At 65.4% G+C, this 20,589-nt stretch carries 18 protein-coding genes; 12 read left to right on the plus strand and 6 right to left on the minus strand.

Annotated features, from left to right (window positions below; genetic code table 11):
• Nucleotides 1–23 precede the first annotated feature (23 nt).
• From AC5Y4S_RS20480 to AC5Y4S_RS20495, 4 genes are read left to right on the plus strand one after another with little or no spacing between them, the layout of a single operon-like run.
• Nucleotides 24–854 carry an HpcH/HpaI aldolase family protein gene (locus AC5Y4S_RS20480; RefSeq protein WP_500034641.1) on the plus strand — a complete coding sequence of 277 codons (831 nt, stop codon included), beginning with the start codon at nucleotides 24–26 and terminating at the stop codon, nucleotides 852–854.
• A 48-nt stretch (nucleotides 855–902) separates the two neighbouring features.
• Nucleotides 903–2,021 (plus strand): TauD/TfdA family dioxygenase, encoded by a 1,119-nt coding sequence (locus AC5Y4S_RS20485; RefSeq protein ID WP_500034448.1) that lies wholly within the window; start codon nucleotides 903–905, stop codon nucleotides 2,019–2,021.
• Entirely contained in the window at nucleotides 2,018–3,103 is a 1,086-nt protein-coding gene (locus tag AC5Y4S_RS20490; RefSeq protein WP_500034449.1) for a hydroxyacid dehydrogenase, read from the plus strand. The genes AC5Y4S_RS20485 and AC5Y4S_RS20490 overlap by 4 nt, the downstream gene beginning before the upstream one ends.
• The gene (locus AC5Y4S_RS20495) at nucleotides 3,100–3,924 is read left to right on the plus strand and encodes an enoyl-CoA hydratase/isomerase family protein (protein WP_500034450.1); all 825 of its coding nucleotides are present in this window, start codon (nucleotides 3,100–3,102) and stop codon (nucleotides 3,922–3,924) included. The genes AC5Y4S_RS20490 and AC5Y4S_RS20495 overlap by 4 nt, the downstream gene beginning before the upstream one ends.
• A 34-nt stretch (nucleotides 3,925–3,958) precedes the next feature.
• Here AC5Y4S_RS20495 and AC5Y4S_RS20500 read toward each other — a convergent pair whose 3' ends face one another.
• The gene (locus tag AC5Y4S_RS20500; RefSeq protein ID WP_500034451.1) at nucleotides 3,959–5,146 is read right to left on the minus strand and encodes an amidohydrolase family protein; all 1,188 of its coding nucleotides are present in this window, start codon (nucleotides 5,144–5,146) and stop codon (nucleotides 3,959–3,961) included.
• A gap of 255 nt (nucleotides 5,147–5,401) precedes the next feature.
• Here AC5Y4S_RS20500 and AC5Y4S_RS20505 point away from each other — a divergent pair, with 255 nt between their 5' ends.
• Entirely contained in the window at nucleotides 5,402–6,190 is a 789-nt protein-coding gene (locus tag AC5Y4S_RS20505) for a TetR/AcrR family transcriptional regulator (protein WP_500034452.1), read from the plus strand.
• Here AC5Y4S_RS20505 and AC5Y4S_RS20510 read toward each other — a convergent pair.
• Complete coding sequence (locus tag AC5Y4S_RS20510; RefSeq protein ID WP_500034453.1) at nucleotides 6,179–7,339, minus strand: acyl-CoA dehydrogenase family protein; 1,161 nt, start codon at nucleotides 7,337–7,339, stop codon at nucleotides 6,179–6,181. The two genes, AC5Y4S_RS20505 and AC5Y4S_RS20510, sit on opposite strands and share 12 nt — an antisense overlap.
• Before the next feature lie 104 nt (nucleotides 7,340–7,443).
• Here AC5Y4S_RS20510 and AC5Y4S_RS20515 point away from each other — a divergent pair, with 104 nt between their 5' ends.
• Nucleotides 7,444–8,463 (plus strand): acyl-CoA dehydrogenase family protein, encoded by a 1,020-nt coding sequence (locus AC5Y4S_RS20515; protein WP_500034642.1) that lies wholly within the window; start codon nucleotides 7,444–7,446, stop codon nucleotides 8,461–8,463.
• Here the strand turns inward: AC5Y4S_RS20515 and AC5Y4S_RS20520 are convergent.
• A complete protein-coding gene (locus AC5Y4S_RS20520) occupies nucleotides 8,442–8,852 on the minus strand; it encodes a PaaI family thioesterase (RefSeq protein ID WP_500034643.1) in 411 nt (136 codons plus the stop codon). The genes AC5Y4S_RS20515 and AC5Y4S_RS20520 overlap by 22 nt on opposite strands.
• Before the next feature lie 38 nt (nucleotides 8,853–8,890).
• Complete coding sequence (locus AC5Y4S_RS20525; protein ID WP_500034454.1) at nucleotides 8,891–9,799, minus strand: enoyl-CoA hydratase; 909 nt, start codon at nucleotides 9,797–9,799, stop codon at nucleotides 8,891–8,893.
• A gap of 101 nt (nucleotides 9,800–9,900) precedes the next feature.
• On the opposite strand from AC5Y4S_RS20525, the gene AC5Y4S_RS20530 reads away from it, so the two are divergent.
• The 5 genes from AC5Y4S_RS20530 (at nucleotide 9,901) to AC5Y4S_RS20550 (ending at nucleotide 15,151) form a co-directional block, all read left to right on the plus strand.
• Complete coding sequence (locus AC5Y4S_RS20530) at nucleotides 9,901–11,013, plus strand: NAD(P)H-dependent amine dehydrogenase family protein (protein ID WP_500034455.1); 1,113 nt, start codon at nucleotides 9,901–9,903, stop codon at nucleotides 11,011–11,013.
• A 44-nt stretch (nucleotides 11,014–11,057) separates the two neighbouring features.
• Nucleotides 11,058–11,669 (plus strand): nitroreductase family protein, encoded by a 612-nt coding sequence (locus AC5Y4S_RS20535; protein WP_500034644.1) that lies wholly within the window; start codon nucleotides 11,058–11,060, stop codon nucleotides 11,667–11,669.
• Nucleotides 11,666–12,604, plus strand: coding sequence for a TIGR03619 family F420-dependent LLM class oxidoreductase (locus tag AC5Y4S_RS20540; protein WP_500034456.1), 939 nt, complete (start codon nucleotides 11,666–11,668; stop codon nucleotides 12,602–12,604). Before AC5Y4S_RS20535 ends, AC5Y4S_RS20540 begins: the two co-directional genes overlap by 4 nt.
• 19 nt (nucleotides 12,605–12,623) lie before the next feature.
• A complete protein-coding gene (fadD4, locus tag AC5Y4S_RS20545; RefSeq protein WP_500034457.1) occupies nucleotides 12,624–14,153 on the plus strand; it encodes a fatty-acid--CoA ligase FadD4 in 1,530 nt (509 codons plus the stop codon).
• A gap of 98 nt (nucleotides 14,154–14,251) precedes the next feature.
• Nucleotides 14,252–15,151 carry an SDR family oxidoreductase gene (locus AC5Y4S_RS20550; RefSeq protein ID WP_500034458.1) on the plus strand — a complete coding sequence of 300 codons (900 nt, stop codon included), beginning with the start codon at nucleotides 14,252–14,254 and terminating at the stop codon, nucleotides 15,149–15,151.
• Between the two features lie 17 nt (nucleotides 15,152–15,168).
• Here the strand turns inward: AC5Y4S_RS20550 and AC5Y4S_RS20555 are convergent, their stop codons facing one another.
• Nucleotides 15,169–16,038, minus strand: a complete 870-nt coding sequence (locus tag AC5Y4S_RS20555) for a PAC2 family protein (RefSeq protein ID WP_500034645.1) — start codon at nucleotides 16,036–16,038, stop codon at nucleotides 15,169–15,171.
• Between the two features lie 363 nt (nucleotides 16,039–16,401).
• Between AC5Y4S_RS20555 and metH the strand changes: the two genes are divergently transcribed.
• Entirely contained in the window at nucleotides 16,402–20,148 is a 3,747-nt protein-coding gene (metH, locus tag AC5Y4S_RS20560) for a methionine synthase (RefSeq protein ID WP_500034459.1), read from the plus strand.
• Between the two features lie 11 nt (nucleotides 20,149–20,159).
• Here metH and AC5Y4S_RS20565 read toward each other — a convergent pair whose 3' ends face one another.
• On the minus strand, nucleotides 20,160–20,585 hold the full coding sequence (locus tag AC5Y4S_RS20565; RefSeq protein ID WP_500034460.1) for a nuclear transport factor 2 family protein: 426 nt from the start codon (nucleotides 20,583–20,585) through the stop codon (nucleotides 20,160–20,162).
• Nucleotides 20,586–20,589: the final 4 nt, after the last annotated feature.

Below are 20,589 nucleotides of genomic sequence, written 5' to 3' on the forward strand. Positions count from 1 at the left end.
TGATAATGGCCGCTCGCAAAAGCATGGAAACCGTATTCTCGGTCCGCTACGGTGAGCCTATGACGGCGGCGTTGCGCGACGCGTTGCGGGGGCAATCGCTGGTGCTATGTCTCGCGCTGCTCAACTCACGCACCCCCGACGTGCCTGCGGTTGCTGCGGCATGCGGGTACGACGCCGTTTACGTCGACCTCGAACACACTCCAACCTCGCTGGACACGGCGCAGCTGCTCTGCGCAAGCGCGCTGGGGGCGGGCATCTCCGCCCTGGTGCGGGTGCCGTCGCACGATCCCGGCCTAATCTCGCGAGTATTGGATTGTGGAGCAGTGGGAGTCATTGTCCCGCACGTCAATTCGAGAGATGAGGCGAAGGCCGTCGTGCAAGCGGCGAGGTTCCCGCCGATTGGCCACCGGTCGATATCGGGCTTCAACGCGGTCAGTGGATATCGGCCACTGACCGCGCCGCAACTTGTGGAGCTGTTCGAACAACGCACGGTCGTGGCCGTGATGATCGAGACGCCGGAAGCTGTCGATGCATCCGATGCCATCGCCTCAGTGGAGGGCATCGACATGATCCTCGTCGGACCGAGCGATCTTACCGCCGAAATGGGCATTCACGGGCAGTACGAGAATCCACATTTCCAAAGTGCAGTAGAATCGGTAGCGGCGGCTTGTCGTAGTCACGGCGTGGCGCTCGGGATTGCCGGAATAAAGTCCCTTGAACTGCTGAATCGGTTCGTGGGACTGGGATTGCGGTTTATCTCGGCGGGGACTGACATCGGGATGATGACCGAGGCGGCCACGGCGCGAGCACAAGCGCTTCGTGGCCTGGACAAGTCACCGCGGAAAACGATTTGACGAACGAAACCGAGAGCGGAAGCGACGCCAACACATCAGGAGGACCGGATGCCGACAGCCATCTACACCGAGCCCGTCACAGACCCAATGGCGTGGACAGGCGCCGACTTCACGAGCAAGGAAGACTTCGCCTTCGACCTGTCGGCCCGCAATGTGGCTGCGCTGGAATCGATTTTGGCCAAGACCGCGAATAAGGATCGGGATGACATCACGGCAGAGGACGCTCGACACCCCGATCTCGACGACGATCTGGCCCGGCTCTACCGGGAGCTGATGTTCGGCAAGGGCCTGGCGTGCGTACGCGGCTTCCCCGTAGAGCAGCACTCGATAGAGGATTTGGAACGCATTTACTGGGCGTTCTGCACCCACCTCGGATATCTCGTGTCTAACAACTCCTTTGGGCACCGGATGGTGCGCGTCCAGGAGGAAATCCTGCCCGGCGGCGTGCAACCCGCCCGCGGAACCAAATCCCGCGCCGAGCTGGCAATGCACAACGATGCCGCCGACATCCTGTCGCTGCTGTGCGTGTATCCGGCGGCGCAGGGCGGAGAGAGTCAGTTCGCCAGCGGGCCCGCAGCCCACAACCGGATTCTCGCGGAACGCCCGGACCTGCTCGACGTGCTCTACCGGGGTTTTCCGCACCATCGGCGCAGTGAGCAACCCGACGACCAGCCCGACGTGACACCCTATGACGTGCCCGTCTTCTCCCAGATCGACGGACGCATCTGCATCAACTTCACTTACAGCAGCATCCTTCCCGCCATGCACGCGCTCGGCCGCGAGTTCACGCCGGAGGAGACGGAGGCAGTGGAACTGCTGCGCACCATTCTTGTCGAGCAACAGGTCGAGTTCCGGCTGGAATCCGGTGAGGCCGCAGTGGCGAACAACTTCGCGATGTGCCATTCGCGCTCGGACTTTGTGAGCAGCAACGACCCGAAGAAGGCGCGCTGCTTCCTGCGAGCATGGATGGAGGTGCCACGCGAAGACCGCCGGCTGCCGATCGGCCGTGAGTATTTCCACATGGAGAACAAGGACCTGCGTCTCGGGTATGACGTCGTCGAGGGCCGAGACGGGACAATTGCCCGCAACGACTACAAGAACGTCAACGCCGAACTGGCCGATATGTTCAAGGCGGCGCAGGCGAAACCCAAAGTCAAGAACACGTGAGCGTACGCGCTCGTCTGGTCTACGAACGGTGGACCGATCCCGTCGCCGGCGACATCCTCAATGTCGGTGACATCGATCTGGTCAAGCTCGACTTGGACGCGGACGACGAGAAGGGCTGGGCTGCACTGGAATCCGCGCACGGATACCAAGTAGCAACCCGCACCGATGTGGCTGGATACGCCCATGGTGCGCAGTGGCTGGTAGGGCCGGAGTTGGTGAGACGTTGTGAGAAGCTGCTCGCCGTGTGCTCGGCCGGCGCCGGGTATGACGTCATCGACGTCGACGCGTGTACGCGGGCCGGAATCGCGGTGTGCAACAACTCCGGCCCCGGCGCCGAAGCGGTCGCCGAGCACGCCCTGGGTTTCATGCTCGACCTGGCCAAGAAGATCACGGTCGCCGACCGGAGGCTCCGGGCCGGCCCGCTGAGTGACCGGTTGGTCCTGCGGGGGAGTCAACTACTGGGCAAGACCCTCGGCGTCATCGGGCTCGGGGCCATCGGGGGTCGCCTCGTCGAGCTATGCGCGCCTTTCGAGATGGAGGTCCTGGTTTTCGACCCCTACCTCGACGAGGTGAGCGCACACTTGCGCGGGGTGCGAGTCGTCACACTCGCCGAACTCCTGGGGCGTTCGGATTTCGTACAGGTGACGTGCCCGTTGACCGCTGAGACGCAGGGGCTCATCGGCAAGCCGCAGTTCGGGGCGATGAAGCCGACGGCATTTTTCATCAGCACTGCGCGCGGACCCGTCCACGACGAAGCGGCGCTGCTCGAAGCGCTCGTCAGCGGAGGCATCGCGGGAGCGGCCCTCGATGTGTTCCACGAAGAACCGCCCCGCCACGACAACCCCCTGCTGCATCTCGACAACGTGATCGCGACGCCGCATACAGCGGGAATCACGGTCGAGGCCACGCGCGACCTCGCCATTGCCACCGCCAAGCAGTGGCAGACGATATTCGCCGGCGCCCTGCCGCCACGCTTGCTGAATCCCGATGTCTGGCCTCGCTACTCCGACAGATTCAAGGACATCTTCGGATTCCGCCCAAGCGCCACAACGGCTTTGGAGAAAGGAGGCCGCGCCCGGTGACGCAATACGACACGATCGAGGTGGAGGTCAGGGACCGCACCGCGTGTGTGACTCTCAACCGCCCCGAGGTGCTCAACGCGATCAACGACGAAATGATCGCCGAATTGACGGTCGCTTACGCAGAAATCGAACGATCGCAGGACATCTGGACGGTCATCATCACCGGTGCCGGTCGTGCTCTCTGCGTCGGAGCGGACGTCAACAAGGCCGCAGACCACGACATGGAGAACGCGGCGGGAATCGACAATCAAGGAGAGCCCATCCTCAGCTCGCTGCGGCAGTGGGACGCACCGCAGGAGGCGACGCCCCCGTGGCTGCAGATGACCAAGCCGATCATCTGCGCGGTCAACGGCATCGCGTGCGGTGCCGGGATGGACCTGGTGACCACCGCGGACATCACCGTCGCCTCGGAGCGTGCGACGTTGATGGATCCGCATGTCAGCATCGGCGTGACATCCGGACGCGAAGGGGTCAGGCTCGCGAGGATCCTGCCGCTGCCCGTCGCGATGAGACTGATCTTGATGGGCAAACACGAACAACTCGACGCGCAGCGCGCCTATGACCTTGGTGTCTTCACCGAGGTGGTCGCGCACGACGCACTGATGCCGCGAGCCTGGGAGATCGCCGACCTCGTGAATTCCAATGCGCCGCTTGCGGTCCGGGGCTCACGGATGGCTGTGCGCAAGGGCCTGACGCTGCCCATCTACGAGGCCGAGCTGCTCGCCGAGAACTACCGCATGAAGGTTGCCCTGACGAAAGACGCCGTCGAGGGACCGCGCGCCTTCCTCGAAAAGCGGAAACCGGACTGGAAGGCGCTGTAGCGCTAGATGGGGCCAGCGCTACAAGAGACCAGCGCTACGCGAGCCCGAAGAATCTTTTCGCGTTGGTGGACAACACCTTACGCTTGGTCTCCTCGTCCAAGCCCTCCGTCGCCTTATTGGCCACTTCGAGGCTTCTGGGCCAGTTGGTGTCGTTGTGGGGGTAGTCGGTCTCGAACATGAGCTGGTCGGGCCCTACGAGATCGAGGATGCGGAAGGCGACCGGGTCGCCGAAGGTGGAGAAGTAGACGCGGCCGGGCACCTGGCTGCTTGGCGGTTCGGTCAGCAGGGGATGGATGCCGCCCCAGGCCCGACGGTCCTCCCAGACCTCGTCCACACGCTGCAGGTAGTACGGGATCCAGCCGGCCTGCGCCTCGGCGAATGCGAGCTTGAGGTCGGGAAATTGGACGAGCTTGGCGGAGAACAGCCAGTCGACCAAGGCGATGGTGCAGTTGACGGCCATCAGCGCGCTGGTAACCACGTGCGGAGAGTCGGGGGAGGACTTGGTCAGCGAGGAGCTCGACCCGATGTGCAGCATGATGCCCACGTGGTTTCGCTCGCAGGCGGCGAAGAACGGATCCCAGTAGCCGCTATGGATGGACGGTAGGTCGAGACGGCTGGGTAGCTCCGAGAAGCACACGGCGCGCATCCCTTTGGCGGCGACCCGTTCGACCTCCTTGGCCGCGAGTTCGACGTCCCAGAGCGGGATGATGCCGAGCGGGATCAGCCGACCGTTTGAGCTAGCGCCCCATTCGTCGATCTGGAAGTCGTTGTAGGCCTCGACGCAGAGTTTGGCGAGCTCTTTGTCCTTGCCGTACAGGAAACGTTGCCCACAGAATCGGACGAGGGTGTTGGGGAAGCACGCAGAGGCCTCGATGCCGGCGATATCCATGTCGGCGAGCCGGTCCGCGGGACGAAAGCAGCCCGGGCGCATCTCGTCGTAGGTGATCGGGTCGGTGGTGAGTTCGTCGAGGTCGTAGCCGGCGGCCGCGCTGATCAGCGGGATCGGGATGACCGCATCCTCGTAGTGCCAGATGTCGGCTTCGCGGCCCTCGTCGTCCTCGACGAACGCGACGTCGGACGTGACGCTGGGGTCCATGCGTCCGCGGGTGCGAACGATTCGCGGCCCGATGTCCTGATAGCGCTGGGGCAGGCGGCTCGTCCACAGATCGGCGGGCTCCACCAGGTGGTCGTCCGGGGAGACGATCAGAATGTCTGCACTCAACGCTGCACCTCTTCGGCGGCCGCCTGCGGCTGCAGCCGGCGGCGCACTGAGTCGAAAAAGAGAATCACCGTTTACACGGTACCCCATCCGCTCGCTCAGGCGCACTTGTGCTCGAAATCCAAACGCGCCGTTGGCCGTGCGGTCCGTTGACGAGCTTATCCGGTGGAAATCAGGACTTGCCGCAGACGGCGATCGACATACGCGTGTAGGTAGATCCCACGCTTCGGGCGTCGAGGGCGTATTCTAAACGGCACTATGGCTGCGAAGAAGACCGCCGGTCGCGATAGCGAAACCGGCTTGGAACTTGTTGAAAACGACCTCGAGGCGCCCAGCACGTGGCAGCAGCGCACGATCGAGCGGCGCCTGAGCACCGCGAGAGCGCGTGCTCTCGCCCGCAGTTCGCGGTTTCTTGCCACCGCGCTGGAGCTGGTCGAGGAGTCGGGGAAGGCCGACTTCACGATCCAGACGCTCATCGACAGGTCGAATCTGAGCCTGCGGGCTTTTTACCAACATTTCGCGGGCAAAGAAGAACTCATGTTGGCGCTTTATGAGAACGTCACGAGTCAGTTCACCGAGGACATCCGGCAGGACGTTGCGGCGGCCGACGGCCCGATGGAGCAGCTCGAGGCCTTCTGCCGAGGCGTGTTGTCCCGCGCGGAGTCGTCGCAGGCCGTCGGTGGCCGGGTCATGACGATCTACAACCTCAGCCTCGAGATCGAGCGCCCGGACGACTTCGCCAAGGTGTGGGAGCCTCACCTGAAGCTGCTGACGAAGATCCTCACGTCATGTGCCCGGGCGGGCCTGGTGCGCACGGATCTGACGCCCGCACAGCTGACCACGTTGCTTAACACCACGCTCACCGCGCTTGCCCAGATTGGGGTCTTTCATCTGGGTGGCAAGAGCCCAAGGCTCACCGAGGACCAGTTGTGGGCGTGGTGCAAGCAGGCCGTCACACCGCCGGTCACCGAAGTCGAGGTCAGGCCGGCGCGCAAGGCAGCGCCCCGGGGCGTGTCGGGGCGCAGGACCAAGAAGCTAACGGGGTAGGCCGAGCCCACGCTGGGCGATGATGGACCGGTGGATTTCGCTCGTCCCCGCATAAATCGTGGTGCCCAGCGAGAACCGCAGTGAGTGCTCGAACCGCCCGCGTTCTGGCGCGGTCGGCTCGAGATAGCTGCGCAAGCCGTCCGCGCCGACGAGCTCGACGACGTCCTCGCTGGCGCGTTGGAGCGCCTCGGTGCTGAATACCTTCGACATCGAACCCTCGGCCACCGGTGTGTCGCCCTGTTCGAGCATCCACACGCACCGCCGCTGCAACAGCATCGATACCTCGGTCTCGATCGCGACCCGGGCGAGCCGGCGCCGGACGTCGACATTGGCGATCGGCGGTGAGCCATCGTCGGAAATGGTGGTGGTGGCCCAATGTTCGGCATGCTGTAACAGCCTGACTAGGTGCGGACCCCAGCCCGAGGCGTGTTCATCGCGCAGGGACAGCCCAAGCACCGCCCAGCCGCCGTCGACTTCGCCGATTCGCCACTCGTCGCCGACGCGGACGTCGCTGTAAAAGGTGATGTTGGTGCGCTCGCCAGACAGGGTCCACACGGCTTGTGCCTCAAAGCCATTGGAGTCGCGCGGCACCAGAAACATCGTCAGCCCCTTATGCTTCGGCTTTTCGGGGCTGGTGCGCGCCAGCAGGAACACGAAGTCCGCGATGTGACCGTTGGTGGTGAACATTTTGGAACCGTTGATCACCCAGTGGTCGCCGTCGCGAACGGCTTTGGTGGCGGCCGCCGCGACGTCGGACCCGCATTCCGGTTCGGTGAAACCGAAGGCAATGGTGATGTCGCCGTTGATCGCACCGGGAAGGATGCGGTCCTTCAACGCTGGGGTGCCGATCTCTCGAATGATCGACGCGACCATTCTGGTCGTCTCGGAGAGGTACATCGGCGCGTCGAAGCGCATCAGCTCCTCTTTGACGACCTGGTCGTCCCATGCGTTGCGGTTCTGCCCGCCGAGCTCGACGGGCCAGGCGGGCGCGAAATAGCCTTTGTTGACTAGGCCTTTGGCGAACCCTTCGTCGTGTGAGACGCCGCTGCGGTAGATGCGTTCCTCGAATTCGGAAGTCAGCACGTCTTGGAGGTGGGCGCGGACCTCGTTGCGGTAGGCCGCCGTATCTCCATCGAGCTGAAAATGCATCTATGCACGCCAATCTGTCGTCTCACACGCCCAGCCGGGCCGGTCGGTAATGATACTCTCAATTTCGAGAGCAACCATATCCGCACGTGACGGGACTGGCGATCGTGGACCTGAGCTTGACCGGCGAGCAGCGACAGCTGGCGGACTCGTTCGCCGCGCTCTTTGCGCGAGAGTCCACCCCCGAGCGCGTCCGGGCAGCCGAGCCGGTGGGATTCGACCCCAAGCTCTGGAAGGCGCTGCTGGACATTGGGGCGATACAGATGGCGGTCGACGAGGCGGCCGGAGGGTGGGGCGCCTCGGAACTGGAACTGGCGCTCATCGCAGAACAGTTCGGCCGCGCGATCGCCTCCGCACCCGTTATCGAAGCGCAGGTCGCCGCGCGGCTGCTGGCCCAGTCAGGCGAGGCTGGAGCGGGGTTGTTGAGCACCGTCCTCGCGGGCGAACGGCTGATCGCATTCGCGCCTCGCGCGGGGCATGGCCGGCGAGTGGGGCTGGCGCCCGCCGGGGCGGTGGCGGAGGAGGTCATCGTCCTGGCGGAGGGGCAGCTGCTCGCGGTGCCGATCGGCACGAACCGCACAGTGGTGGCAAACCTCGCATCAATGCCCCTGGCGGACATCATAATTGGTGATGACGCCGTTGTGCTCGCCGACGGACTGCGGGCGCTCGAGATGTTCTCGGGCGCGCTGGACTTATGGCTCGCCCTGACCGCGGTCGCGTTGGCGGGTGCGGCCAAGAAAGCCGTCGAGATCGGCGGTGACTATGCCAAACAACGGCACGCGTTCGGAACCGCGATCGGCTCGTTTCAGGCGGTGTCACACCCACTGGCGGACAGCGCCACCGCGGCCGACGGGGCCCGCCTGCTCGGACTGAAGGCGGCGTGCGCATTCGCCGACGAGCCCGATCGGGTTCGCGAACTGGCCGCCATGGCCTTTGGGTTCGCCTACGAAACGGCGCGGGACGCGACACGGCGCAGCCTGCATATCCACGGTGGGTACGGATTCGGTATGGAGAGTGACATTCAGTTGTATTACCGCCGGGTCCGGGGCTGGGCCATGGTCTTCGGTGATCCCGTCGGCGCTTTGGACCGGGTGGCCGATGCGCGCTACGGGCCGGCCGCCGGGTGATCGCGGCGCTCAAGGATCGCGAAGCTCAGCGTCGCTCGTGCCGCGAGCCGGTCTCGGCCCACATCGAAAACGTCGACGGCGACCACGATCATGCGTTTTCCCGCGCGGACCAGCGATGCGCTCGCGCGCGCGGGGCCCTGCACGATCGGCGCCAAAAAATGGATGGACATGTCCGCGGTGCCCGCCCCGCTGCCCTCACCGGCGTACTTGACCGCAAGTCGACCCCCGGCCACATCGATCAGGGTGGCGACCAAACCACCCTGTAGGGCGCCCCGGTAGTTCACCAGGTCCGGTCGGTTGTGCAGGTCAACGACGACCGACTCGTCGTTGTCGACGACGTCGTAGAAGGGCAGCTGACCGAAGAGGTGACCGGGGATCGTCACCGGCATGGGTTGTGGCGCCGATTGACCAGACGATGCGACAGCAGTCATGCGTCGGACCGGACCTGGTCTTTGACCGCCAGGACAACCGGGGGAGCGGTGCGCCAGTTGGGGACGCCCTGCTCCTCGCCGGCGGCCGGAAGCTTGTCCTCGCGGATCTGGGCCCAATGGGAGTGATTGAGTTGGTGCAACGCGAAACACGATTGCAGCGCGTTGTAAAAGCCCATGTTGTCGACGGACTGGTTCACGGACTCCTTGATCAGCAGGGCCGCCATGGTCGGCACTTTGGCGATTCGTCGCGCCAGCTCGAGGGTGCGCTCGGCGAGTTCGTCGCGCTTGAAGATCTTGCTGACCATGCCGAGCCGGTAGGCCTCCTCGATCCCGATCGCGTCGCCGGTCAACATCAGCTCCTTCGTGCGCCGCGGCCCGAATTCCCAAGGATGGCCGAAGTACTCCATTCCGCACATCCCCAACCGCGTGCCGACGACGTCGGCGAAGCGCACCTCTTCGCTTCCGACGATGAGATCGCACGCCCAGATCAGCATCAGTCCTGCCGAGAACACGTCGCCGTGTACCTGCGCGACGGTGATCTTGCGCAGATTGCGCCATCGCAGGTTGTTCTGAAAAAAGTAGTGCCATTCCTGCAGCATCGTTCTCTCCGCGCCGTCGCGCGTGCCTCCGTTGATCGTCACAGTGCGGTGCTGTTCCGGCCCCGGGCTGAACTCGGCGCGCGCCTGTTTGGAGCCGATATCGTGGCCGGACGAGAACATCGGCCCCTCGCCGGCGAGGATGACGACGCGGACGGTGTCATCGGCCTCGGCGCGGGCAAACGCATCATCGAGTTCCACGAGCATGCCCCGGTTTTGGGCGTTGCGCTGGTCGGGCCGGTTCAGCGAGATACGAATGATCATGCCGTCGTCGAAGCTCTCCCACTTCAAGAATTTGTAATCGCTCACCACTGACTCCTGCTTTCTCGGCCGTGCCCGGTAATGGTGTTATCTCTATATGAGAAGATATGTTCTCACGCGGTGGCCGATGGCGGCCGGAAGGGGTGCGGATGGCGGTCGGTCAGCGAAAGCCGCAGGTAATTCTTTGGGGCCCGGGGCAGGTGGGTGTGGGGGCGTTGCGCGCGCTCATCGCACACCCGGGCCTGGAGTTGGCCGGCGTGGTGGTGCACTCGGAAGCGAAGGACGGCAGGGACGCGGGAGAGCTGTGCGGAATGCCGGCGACCGGCATCATCGCCACGCGAGATATCGATGCCGCGTTGTCGGCGGACGCGGACGTGGTGGCTTATTTCGCCTCGGGTGACTATCGCTACCGCGAAGCGGCGCAGGACATAGCGCGCTGCCTCCGCGCGGGAAAGGATGTTGTCTGTACCTCCCTGGTGCCCATGTGTTACCCACCGGCGGCCGACAAGGAAACCGTCGAACTGCTCGAGGCGGCTTGCGCGGAGGGCGGCTCCAGCTTCTTCAATAGCGGCGTCGACCCCGGTTGGGCGAACGACGTGATCGCGCTGACGATGACGGGATTCAGCAGCCGCGTCGACACCATCACCATGCTCGAGATCCTCGATTACGGGCCGATCAACCAACCCGACATCATGTTCGATTTCATGGGGTTTGGCCATGCGCCGGACCATCCGGCGCCGCTATTCAACCCGGAGCGACTGGCCGCATTGTGGGCACCCGTCGTTCATCTGGTCGGCGACGGCGTCGGACTTCCACTGGACCACGTCGACACATCCATCGAGAAATGGCTGGCCACTGAGCGATACGAGGTGGCATCGGGCTGGATCGAGCCGGGCACGATGGGAGGTATGCATTTCAAGCTTGCCGGCATCGTCGGCGGCGAAGAGCGTGTCGTGCTGGAGCACATCACCCGCATGGGCGAAGCTTCCGCGCCGGATTGGCCGCGGCACCCATCACCGCACGGTGGCTACCGGGTCGTCATAGAGGGTCTGCCCACCTACACCGTCGACATCGACATGCACGGCCGTGGGTACAACATGCGAGGCCTGACCTACGCGACGGTCATGCGCGAACTCAACGCCATCCCCGCCGTGATGGCCGCCCCGCCCGGCTTGCTCTCTTCCCTCGATCTGCCTCTGGTCACCGGTCCGGTGCGCGGCGGAACCTGGCGGGGCGTAATGCCTTCGAGGGTGAACTCGTGAGTGCGCAGCACGTCGCGCGGACGTCGGCGGACCTCTGGGAGGTCATGCGTACCGCGTCGGCCGTCCGGCGTTATCGCGACGAACCCGTCCCCGACGAGGTGATCGATGCCTGTCTGCGCGCGGCGAGTTGGGCCCCGTCCGGCGGTAATCAGCAACCGTGGAAGTTCGTCGTACTCAGATCAAGTAGCGTGCGCGACGTGATCACGGCGGCGGCCCACCGGACGTGGGACGTGATGACGGAGTTCTATCGGTTTTCGATGCCGGAGGACGCGGCTGACGACCCCAAATCGCGCGTGCTGCGAACGATGGCCGAGCACATGCGCGTCGGTGGGGCCGCGCCGGTGCTGTTGCTGTTCTGTGTCCAGCCCCAGCGGGGAACCACCGAACTACAGCAGGGGGGCTCGATCTTTCCCGCCGTGCAGAACTTTCTGCTGGCCGCCCGCGCGCAAGGCCTCGGGGCGGCGATCACCCTGTGGCACGGGTCCTGCGAGGACCAGCTGCGGGCGATGGTCGGAGTTCCTGATGACTGGAAGATCGCGACGCTGCTTACGGTGGGCTGGCCGAAGGGCCGCCACCACCCGGTGCGGCGCAAGCCGCTCGACCAAGTGGCGGCGACCGATCATTGGGATCAGCCTTGGAGGAAAGCAACAGAGTGAGGACCCGCAGCCCGGAAATCTCCCTATATCTGCGAACGTTCACCGATGGCCCGCAACATGATTGGCGCGCGATGCTTGTATCGGCACAGGCGATGGACATGGCCGGCATCGACCGCGTCGTGGTTTCCGACCATGTGGTGTTCGGCGAGAACTTGGGGGCCTACGCCGACCCGTCGGTGGGTGGTGCGGCCGGCGGTCGCCAGCCCACCGGCCCGGACGGAAGCTGGCTGGAACCCCTGGTGGTCCTGACGGCGATCGCGGCAACCACCAAGCGAATCCGGCTCGGGACCTCGATACTGCTGGCGGCCCTGCGGCGACCCGCGGTCCTGGCCAAACAACTCGCCACACTGGACGTGCTTTCCGAGGGCCGCGTCGACCTCGGGGTCGGGGTGGGATGGCAACGAGAGGAATACGTCGCCGCTGGACTGTCGTTCGCTCGTCGCGGGCGACTGCTGGATCACACGCTGGAAGTCTGCACGACGTTGTGGACCGAGCAACGCGCGTCCTATGAGTCGCCCGAACTGTCCTTCGACGCGATCCACCAGATGCCGAAGCCGGTGCAACCCGGCGGCGTGCCGTGTTGGATCAGCGGAACGGTGAACGACGCAGTCGCACGGCGAATCGCGCGGTTCGGCAGCGGTTGGATTCCGTGGGGCTCGGCGTTCGCCGACCTACCAACCGCGATCGCGGAGATGAAAGACAAGATTATCGCCCATGGTGGCGACCCCAGCCATCTCCAGATCCAAGGCGCCGCACGTGCCGTGAAGGGCGATGACGGAACATTCGACTATTCAGCATCGGTCGCGTCGGTGCCGGCACTGGTCGCCGCAGGCGTCACCGATGTCCGCTTCACCGTCGCGGTGCCTGAGGACGGCGATCAAGCGGTGGAGGTGCTGTCGCCGCTTGTGAAGGCGTTCCGCGACGTTACCCGGTGAGCCGCTAACGGCGCTCAGCATGCAATTACGTGATCACGCCAGCTCCGCGAAACCCGCTGTCCTGCTTCATCCCTCCGGTATCAGCGTCAGCTTCGCCGAATTAGAAGCCAGCGCGAACAGACTCGCGCATTTCCTGCGACGATCGGGGCTCGTCGCCGGGGACACCATCGCGGTTCTGATGGAGAACAACGAACACATCCACGCCGCGATGTGGGCGGCCAAGCGGAGCGGCCTGTACTACACGCTGGTCAACACCCATCTGAGCCACGCCGAGATCGCCTACATCGTGGCAGACAGTGCGGCCAAGGCCATCATCTCCTCACAGGCGATGCGGGATGCCTGCAGGGAACTTTCCGACCACCTCGCGGCCGGGTTGCCGGCGATCGCGCTGATCGCCGACGACGACCTCGCCGGCTGGCGGCGCTATCCCGAATGCGTCGCCCAGGAGCCGTCGACACCTGTCGCCGACGAGTGCGACGGCCAGCTGCTGCAGTACTCCGCGGGCAGCACCGGCCGCCCGAAGGGGATCCGCCGCCCGCTGAATCCGCGCGGCTCCGGGGTGTCGGGTTCGTCGACACCCGTCTTTGAGGCGCTCGGCGTGAGAAACGACTCGGTCTATTTGAGTCCCGCCCCTACTTACCACACCGCGCCCGCCATGTGGACCATGGCCGCGCAAGCCGCCGGCGCGACAACGGTTCTCATGCAGAAGTTTGACGCCGAAGATGCCCTAGCCTGTATCCAGCGCTACGGTGTGACGCACGCCCAGTTCGTGCCGACGATGTTTGTGCGGATGCTGCGGCTTCCTGAAGAAACGCGGAGCCGCTACGACCTATCGACTTTGCGACGCGTGGTCCACGCCGCCGCACCTTGTCCACCGGAAATCAAACGCCAGATGATCGACTGGTGGGGGCCGATCGTCGACGAGTACTACGGGTCATCGGAAGGGGCGGGTATCTCGTTCATCCGCGCCGAGGAGTGGCTTGCCCGCCCGGGTTCGGTGGGCAAACCCATGCTTGGTACGCCGCACATCCTCGACGACGACGGCGTCGAGCTCGGACCCGGCCAGATCGGTGAAATCTATTACGAGGGCGGCTATCCGTTCGACTACCTCAACGACGAAGCGAAGACCGCGGCGGCTCGAAATCCACGCGGCTGGGTCACCGTTGGCGACATCGGCTATCTCGACGACGAGGGCTACCTGTATCTGACCGATCGCCGCAACCACATGATCATCTCCGGCGGGTTGAACATCTATCCGCAGGAGACCGAGAACCTTCTCGTCAGCCACCCACTCGTGGTCGACGCCGCCGTGTTCGGCGTGCCGGATCCAGTGATGGGTCAGTCGGTGACTGCCGTGGTGCAGTTGGCGGATCCTGCCCTCGCGTCCACCGCACTCGCCGACGAACTAATAGCGTGGCTTCGCGATCGCCTGGCGCACTACAAGTGTCCGCGGGCCCTGCATTTCGAGGCACAGTTGCCGCGGACTGACGCCGGCAAGCTCTACAAGCGAAAGCTCATCGCGAAATACGCAGAAGACGGTAGGTCGTAAGCCCAGGGATGTTGCCGCGCTTGATGATTGGGCGCGTCCGATATTGCTAGTGGAAGTCGGTAATCGACGCGGGCGTGCCGAAGGGGTACGTTTCGCCCATGATGTCGCTGCACGACAAAGTCGTCTTCATTACGGGTGGCGCCCGCGGAATCGGGGCCGAGGTCGCCCGTCGGCTGCGCAACAAGGGTGCCAGGCTGGTGCTGACCGACCTCGACAAGGCCGAACTGGCGGCGGTCGCCGCCGAACTCGGCGAGGAACGGGTGCTCACCGCGGTCGCCGACGTGCGCGACCTGCCGGCCATGCAGGCCGCGGCCGCCAAGGCCGTCGAACGCTTCGGCGGCATCGACGTCGTCGTGGCCAACGCCGGCATCGCCAGCTACGGCTCGCTGTTGCACGTCGACCCGGAGGCGGTCAAGCGGGTGCTGGACGTCAACCTGCTCGGCGTCTTCCACACCATGCGCGCCACGCTGCCGGCCGTGATCGACCGGCGCGGCTACGTGCTGGTGGTCTCGTCGCTGGCCGCCTACGCGGCGGCCCCGGGGCTGGCGCCCTACAACGCGACGAAGGCCGGCAACGAAATCCTCGCCAACGCGCTGCGACTCGAGGTCGCCAACCTCGGCGTCAGCGTCGGTTCGGCGCACATGTCCTGGATCGACACCGCCCTGGTCCGCGACAGCAAGGCCGACATCCCCGCCTTCGGCGAGATGATCGCGAAGCTGCCGTGGCCCCTCAACAAGACCACCACCGTCGACGAGTGCGCCGACGCCATCGTCAAGGGCATCGAGGGCCGTCGGCGCCGGATCTTTTGCCCGCCGTGGGTCGGGCTGCTGCGCTGGCTCAAGCCGGTGCTGTCCAGCCCGGCCGGCGAATTCCCCGTCCGCAGCGTCACCGACAAGCTGTTGCCCCGGATGGACGCCGAGGCTGCCGCGCTCGGCCGCTCGCTGTCGGCGTTCAACGTCGAGTCATTGCGCGAAACGCGGGGTTCAGTGCCCGAGTAGCGCGACTAGTCGGCGGGCTATTTGCGACGCCGGCGCAGGTAGCGCTCGAACTCGGCGGCCAGCGCGTCGCCGTCGATCTTGCCCAGGGCATCGTTCATGTCGACCTCGGCGTCGCCGCGCTGCTCGAGCGACGAAACGTATTCGGCCAGGTCCTCGTCCTCGGCGGCCATCTCGGTGATGGCCTGCTCCCACTCCTCAGCCTGCATCGGTAGGTCGCCCAGCGGAACCTCGATGTCGAGGACGTCCTCCACGCGGCGCAGCAGGGCCACGGTCGCCTTCGGGTTCGGCGGGTTCGACACGTAGTGCGGCACCGCGGCCCAGAACGTGACCGCGGGGATCCCGGCGGCCACGCAGGCGTCCTGGAACACCCCGGCGATCCCGGTCGGGCCCTCGTAACGGGTCTCCTCGAGGCCGAAGCGCTTCGCCGACTCCGGGGAGTACGCGGCGCCCGACACCGGAACCGGCCGCGTGTGCGGCGTGTCGGCGAGCAGGGCCCCGAGGATGACGACGGTGTCGACGTTCAGCTTGTCGGCGATGGCCAGCAACTCGGCGCAGAACGTGCGCCAGCGCATGTTTGGTTCCACGCCGTGCATCAGCACGACGTCGCGGTCGCTGCCCGGGGGCCGGCAGTGGGTGATCCGCATCGCCGGCCACACCAGCTCGCGGGTGACCCCGTCGATCTGCCGGATGACCGGCCGATTCACCTGGTAGTCGTAGTAGGCCTCGTCGTCGATCTCCACGATCGGGTCGGCCTCCCAGATGGCGTCCAGGTGTTCGAGCGCGTCGCTGGCCGCGTCGCCGGCGTCGTTCCAGCCCTCGAACGCCGCCACGACGATGGTGTTGTGCAGTTCGGGCAGCGCACGGGCTTCCGGGCCACGATCCGGCAGGGTCACAGAAATCAGCGTACGGCCTGCTGCAAACCGCCCGCGCCGTTCCGCGAGGCTTCCTCGGCAGAGATCTGTTCAGCCGGCTGCATTGCATAGGACGACTATCCTTATGGGTGTGACTGCCGCCAACGAACACCGCTCGGAAATGCGTTCGGCTGCAAACTGGTTAACCTTGATAACTATCACGTCGCCGACACGATCCGCGAGCTATCGATCGGGCGACGAGTTGGGCGTCCAGACGTCGGTCGGGTGACAACGTAGACTTTTCTGGTCGAGAGGCGTTGCAACGGATACTTCGGGGTCCCCTGGTATCCGCCACGCTCGGCAGAGTCAAGGACGCCTTCCGCTACGGAAGGAACGTACGTGAACGCCGTTAAGACAGACTTCGCGCCGAACATCCGCCCCGACTGCACCGACGCACTGACGGCTGCGTTGCGCCAGCGGATCATGGTGATCGACGGCGCGATGGGCACGGCGATCCAGCGGGACCGGCCCGACGAGGCTGGCTATCGCGGCGACCGTTTCACCGAGTGGCCGACCGCCCTGCAGGGCAACAACGACCTGCTCAACCTGACGCAGCCGCAGATCATCGAGGGCATCCACCGCGAGTACCTCGAGGCGGGCGCCGACATCTTGGAGACCAACACTTTCAACGCGAACGCGATCTCGCTCTCCGACTACGGCATGCAGGAACTGGCCTACGAGCTGAACTACGCCGGCGCCGCCCTGGCCCGCAAGGCGGCCGACGAGTACACCACCCCGGAGAAGCCCCGCTACGTCGCCGGCGCCATCGGGCCCACGACGCGGACCGCGTCGATCTCGCCCGACGTCAACGACCCCGGCGCCCGCAACGTCTCCTACGACCAGCTGGTCGCCGCCTACCTCGAAGCCGCCAACGGCCTGGTCGACGGTGGTGTCGACCTCCTCATCATCGAGACGATCTTCGACTCGCTGAACGCCAAGGCGGCGGTGTTCGCCGTCGAGACGCTGTTCGAGGAGCGGGGACGCCGCTGGCCGGTGATCATTTCGGGCACCATCACCGACGCGTCCGGGCGGACGTTGTCCGGTCAGGTCACCGAGGCGTTCTGGAACTCGATCCGGCACGCGAAGCCGCTCGCGGTCGGCCTCAACTGCGCGCTGGGCGCCCCAGAGATGAGGCCCTACATCGCCGAGGTGTCGCGGATCGCGGACACCTTCGTCTCCTGCTACCCGAACGCCGGCCTACCCAACGCCTTCGGCGAGTACGACGAGACCCCGGACCGTCAGGCGGGCTACATCGCCGACTTCGCCGAGGCCGGCCTGGTCAACCTGGTCGGGGGCTGCTGCGGGACGGCGCCACCGCACATCGCCGAGATCGCCAAGGTTGTCGAGGGCAAGGCGCCGCGTGAGGTGCCGCAGATCCCGACGGCGACCCGCCTGTCGGGCCTGGAGCCGCTCAACATCACCGGGGACTCCCTGTTCGTGAACATCGGTGAGCGCACCAACATCACCGGTTCCGCCCGGTTCCGCAACCTGATCAAGGCCGAGGACTACGACAGCGCGCTGTCGGTCGCCCTGCAGCAGGTTGAGGTCGGTGCGCAGGTCATCGACATCAACATGGACGAGGGCATGATCGACGGCGTCGCCGCGATGGACCGGTTCACCAAGCTGATCGCGGCCGAGCCGGACATCAGCCGCGTCCCGGTGATGATCGACTCCTCCAAGTGGGACGTCATCGAGGCGGGCCTGAAGAACGTGCAGGGCAAGCCGATCGTCAACTCGATCTCCCTGAAGGAGGGCGAGGAGAAGTTCGTCCGCGAGGCGCGGCTGTGCCGCAAGTATGGCGCCGCCGTCGTCGTGATGGCTTTCGACGAGCAGGGTCAGGCCGACAACCTCGAGCGCCGCAAGCAGATCTGCGCGCGCGCCTACCGGATCCTGACCGAAGAGGTCGGCTTCCCGCCCGAGGACATCATCTTCGACCCGAACTGCTTCGCGCTGGCGACCGGTATCGAGGAGCACGCGTCCTACGGGCTCGACTTCATCGAGGCCTGCGCCTGGATCAAAGAAAACCTGCCCGGGGTGCACATCTCCGGCGGCATCTCGAACGTGTCGTTCTCGTTCCGGGGCAACAACCCCGTCCGCGAGGCGATCCACTCGGTGTTCCTGTTCCACGCCATCAAGGCCGGCCTGGACATGGGCATCGTCAACGCCGGCGCGCTGGTGCCCTACGACTCGATCGACCCCGAGCTGCGGGACCGCATCGAGGACGTCGTCCTGAACCGCCGCGAGGACGCGGCCGAACGGCTGCTGGAGATCGCCGAACGGTTCAACAGCAAGGGCAAGGAAGAGGACCCCAAGGCGGCCGAGTGGCGCAGCCTTCCCGTCCGCGAGCGGATCACGCACGCCCTGGTCAAGGGCATCGACGCCCACGTCGACGAGGACACCGAGGAGTTGCGCGCCGAGATCGCTGCCGCGGGTGGTCGCCCGATCGAGGTGATCGAGGGCCCGCTGATGGACGGCATGAACGTCGTCGGCGATCTCTTCGGCTCCGGCAAGATGTTCCTGCCGCAGGTCGTGAAGTCGGCACGGGTCATGAAGAAGGCCGTCGCGTACCTGCTGCCGTTCATCGAGGCGGAGAAAGAGCAGAACGGCACTGCAGCAGCGAAGGACACCAACGGAACGATCATCATGGCGACCGTGAAGGGTGACGTCCACGACATCGGCAAGAACATCGTCGGAGTTGTCCTGCAGTGCAACAACTTCGAGGTGATCGACCTCGGCGTGATGGTCCCGGCCGAAAAGATCCTGAACGCCGCCAAGGAGCACGACGCCGACATCATCGGGCTGTCCGGCCTGATCACCCCGTCGCTGGACGAGATGGTCAACTTCGCCGCCGAGATGGAGCGCGAGGGGATGGAAATCCCGCTGCTGATCGGTGGTGCGACGACCTCGCGCGCCCACACGGCCGTGAAGGTGGCGCCGCGTCGCAGCGGTCCGGTGGTCTGGGTCAAGGACGCGTCCCGCTCGGTGCCGGTCGCCGCCGCGCTGCTCGACGACAAGCAGCGTCCGGCGCTGCTGGAGGCCACCGAGAAGGACTACGCATCGCTGCGCGAACGGCACGCCCAGAAGAACGAGCGGCCGACGCTGACGCTGGAGAAGGCCCGCGCCAACCGGACGCCGATCGACTGGGACGGCTACACGCCGCCGGTCCCGGCCCAGGGCCTCGGAGTACGCGAATTCCCCGACTACGACCTCGCCGAATTGCGCGAATACATCGACTGGCAGCCGTTCTTCAACGCCTGGGAGATGAAGGGCCGGTTCCCCGACATCCTCAACAACCCGACCTCGGGTGAGGCGGCCCGCAAGCTCTACGACGACGCCCAGCAGATGCTCGACACCCTGATCAAGGAGAAGTGGCTGACGGCCAACGGGGTCATCGGCTTCTTCCCGGCGAACGCGGTTGGGGACGACATCGAGGTCTACACCGACGACTCCCGTACCGAGGTGCTGACCACCCTGCACAATTTGCGCCAGCAGGGCGAACACCGCGAGGGCATCCCGAACCGGTCGCTGGGCGACTACATCGCCCCCAGAGAAACTGGGCACCGGGACTATATCGGCGCCTTCGCGGTCACCGCGGGGCTCGGCAGCCAAGAGAAGATCGCGGAGTTCAAGGCGGCCCTCGACGACTACAGCGCGATCCTGCTGGAGTCGATCGCCGACCGGCTGGCGGAGGCGTTCGCCGAACGGATGCACGAACGGGTCCGCAAGGAGTTCTGGGGATACCAGCCGGACGAGCACCTGGACAACGAGGCGCTGATCGACGAGAAGTACGTGGGAATCCGCCCCGCCCCCGGCTACCCGGCCTGCCCGGAGCACACCGAAAAGGTGACGCTCTGGAAATTGATGGACGTCAAGGAGCGGACCGGCATCGAGCTCACCGAGTCGATGGCGATGTGGCCCGGTGCCGCCGTCAGCGGCTGGTACTTCTCGCACCCGCAATCGCAGTACTTCGTGGTCGGCCGGATGGCCCAGGACCAGGTCGCCGACTACGCCAAGCGCAAGGGCTGGACCCTGCAAGAAGCCGAGCGCTGGCTCGCCCCCAACCTCGGCTACAACCCGGAGGACTGACCTAATAACCTTCAGGACGGCCGTGCCGGCGGCCGACCGGAAGTCCAGGTGACGTGCATGGCTGTCCGGGCGATGCGCCAGCCCGCGGGGCCGCGGACGAAATCGGCTTCACACCAGGTGCCGCTGGTGAACAGATCGCCTTCGGGGTGGACGTGATGGTTGACCTGGTTCCAGCGCGCCGACGCTCCGACGCCCCCAGGGCCGGCGTTGACGAGGTAGTTCAGCCCGAGGTGCTGGGTCCGGGCGAACTGCAGCACGCCGCGGCGCGTGTTGGCCACGATCGAATCAATCCCCTCGGCGTTCCCGATGGGAAACGAGACGACCGCATCGTCGGTGAAAAATCCACGCGCCCAGTCGTCGTCGAAGTTGCGCTCGTCCAGTGAGCACAGGTATCGGTCCACCAATTCGGCGATCTCGCTCTTGATGCCAATGTCCATGCGC

The sequence above is a fragment of the Mycobacterium sp. NGS64 genome, from assembly GCF_059812245.1.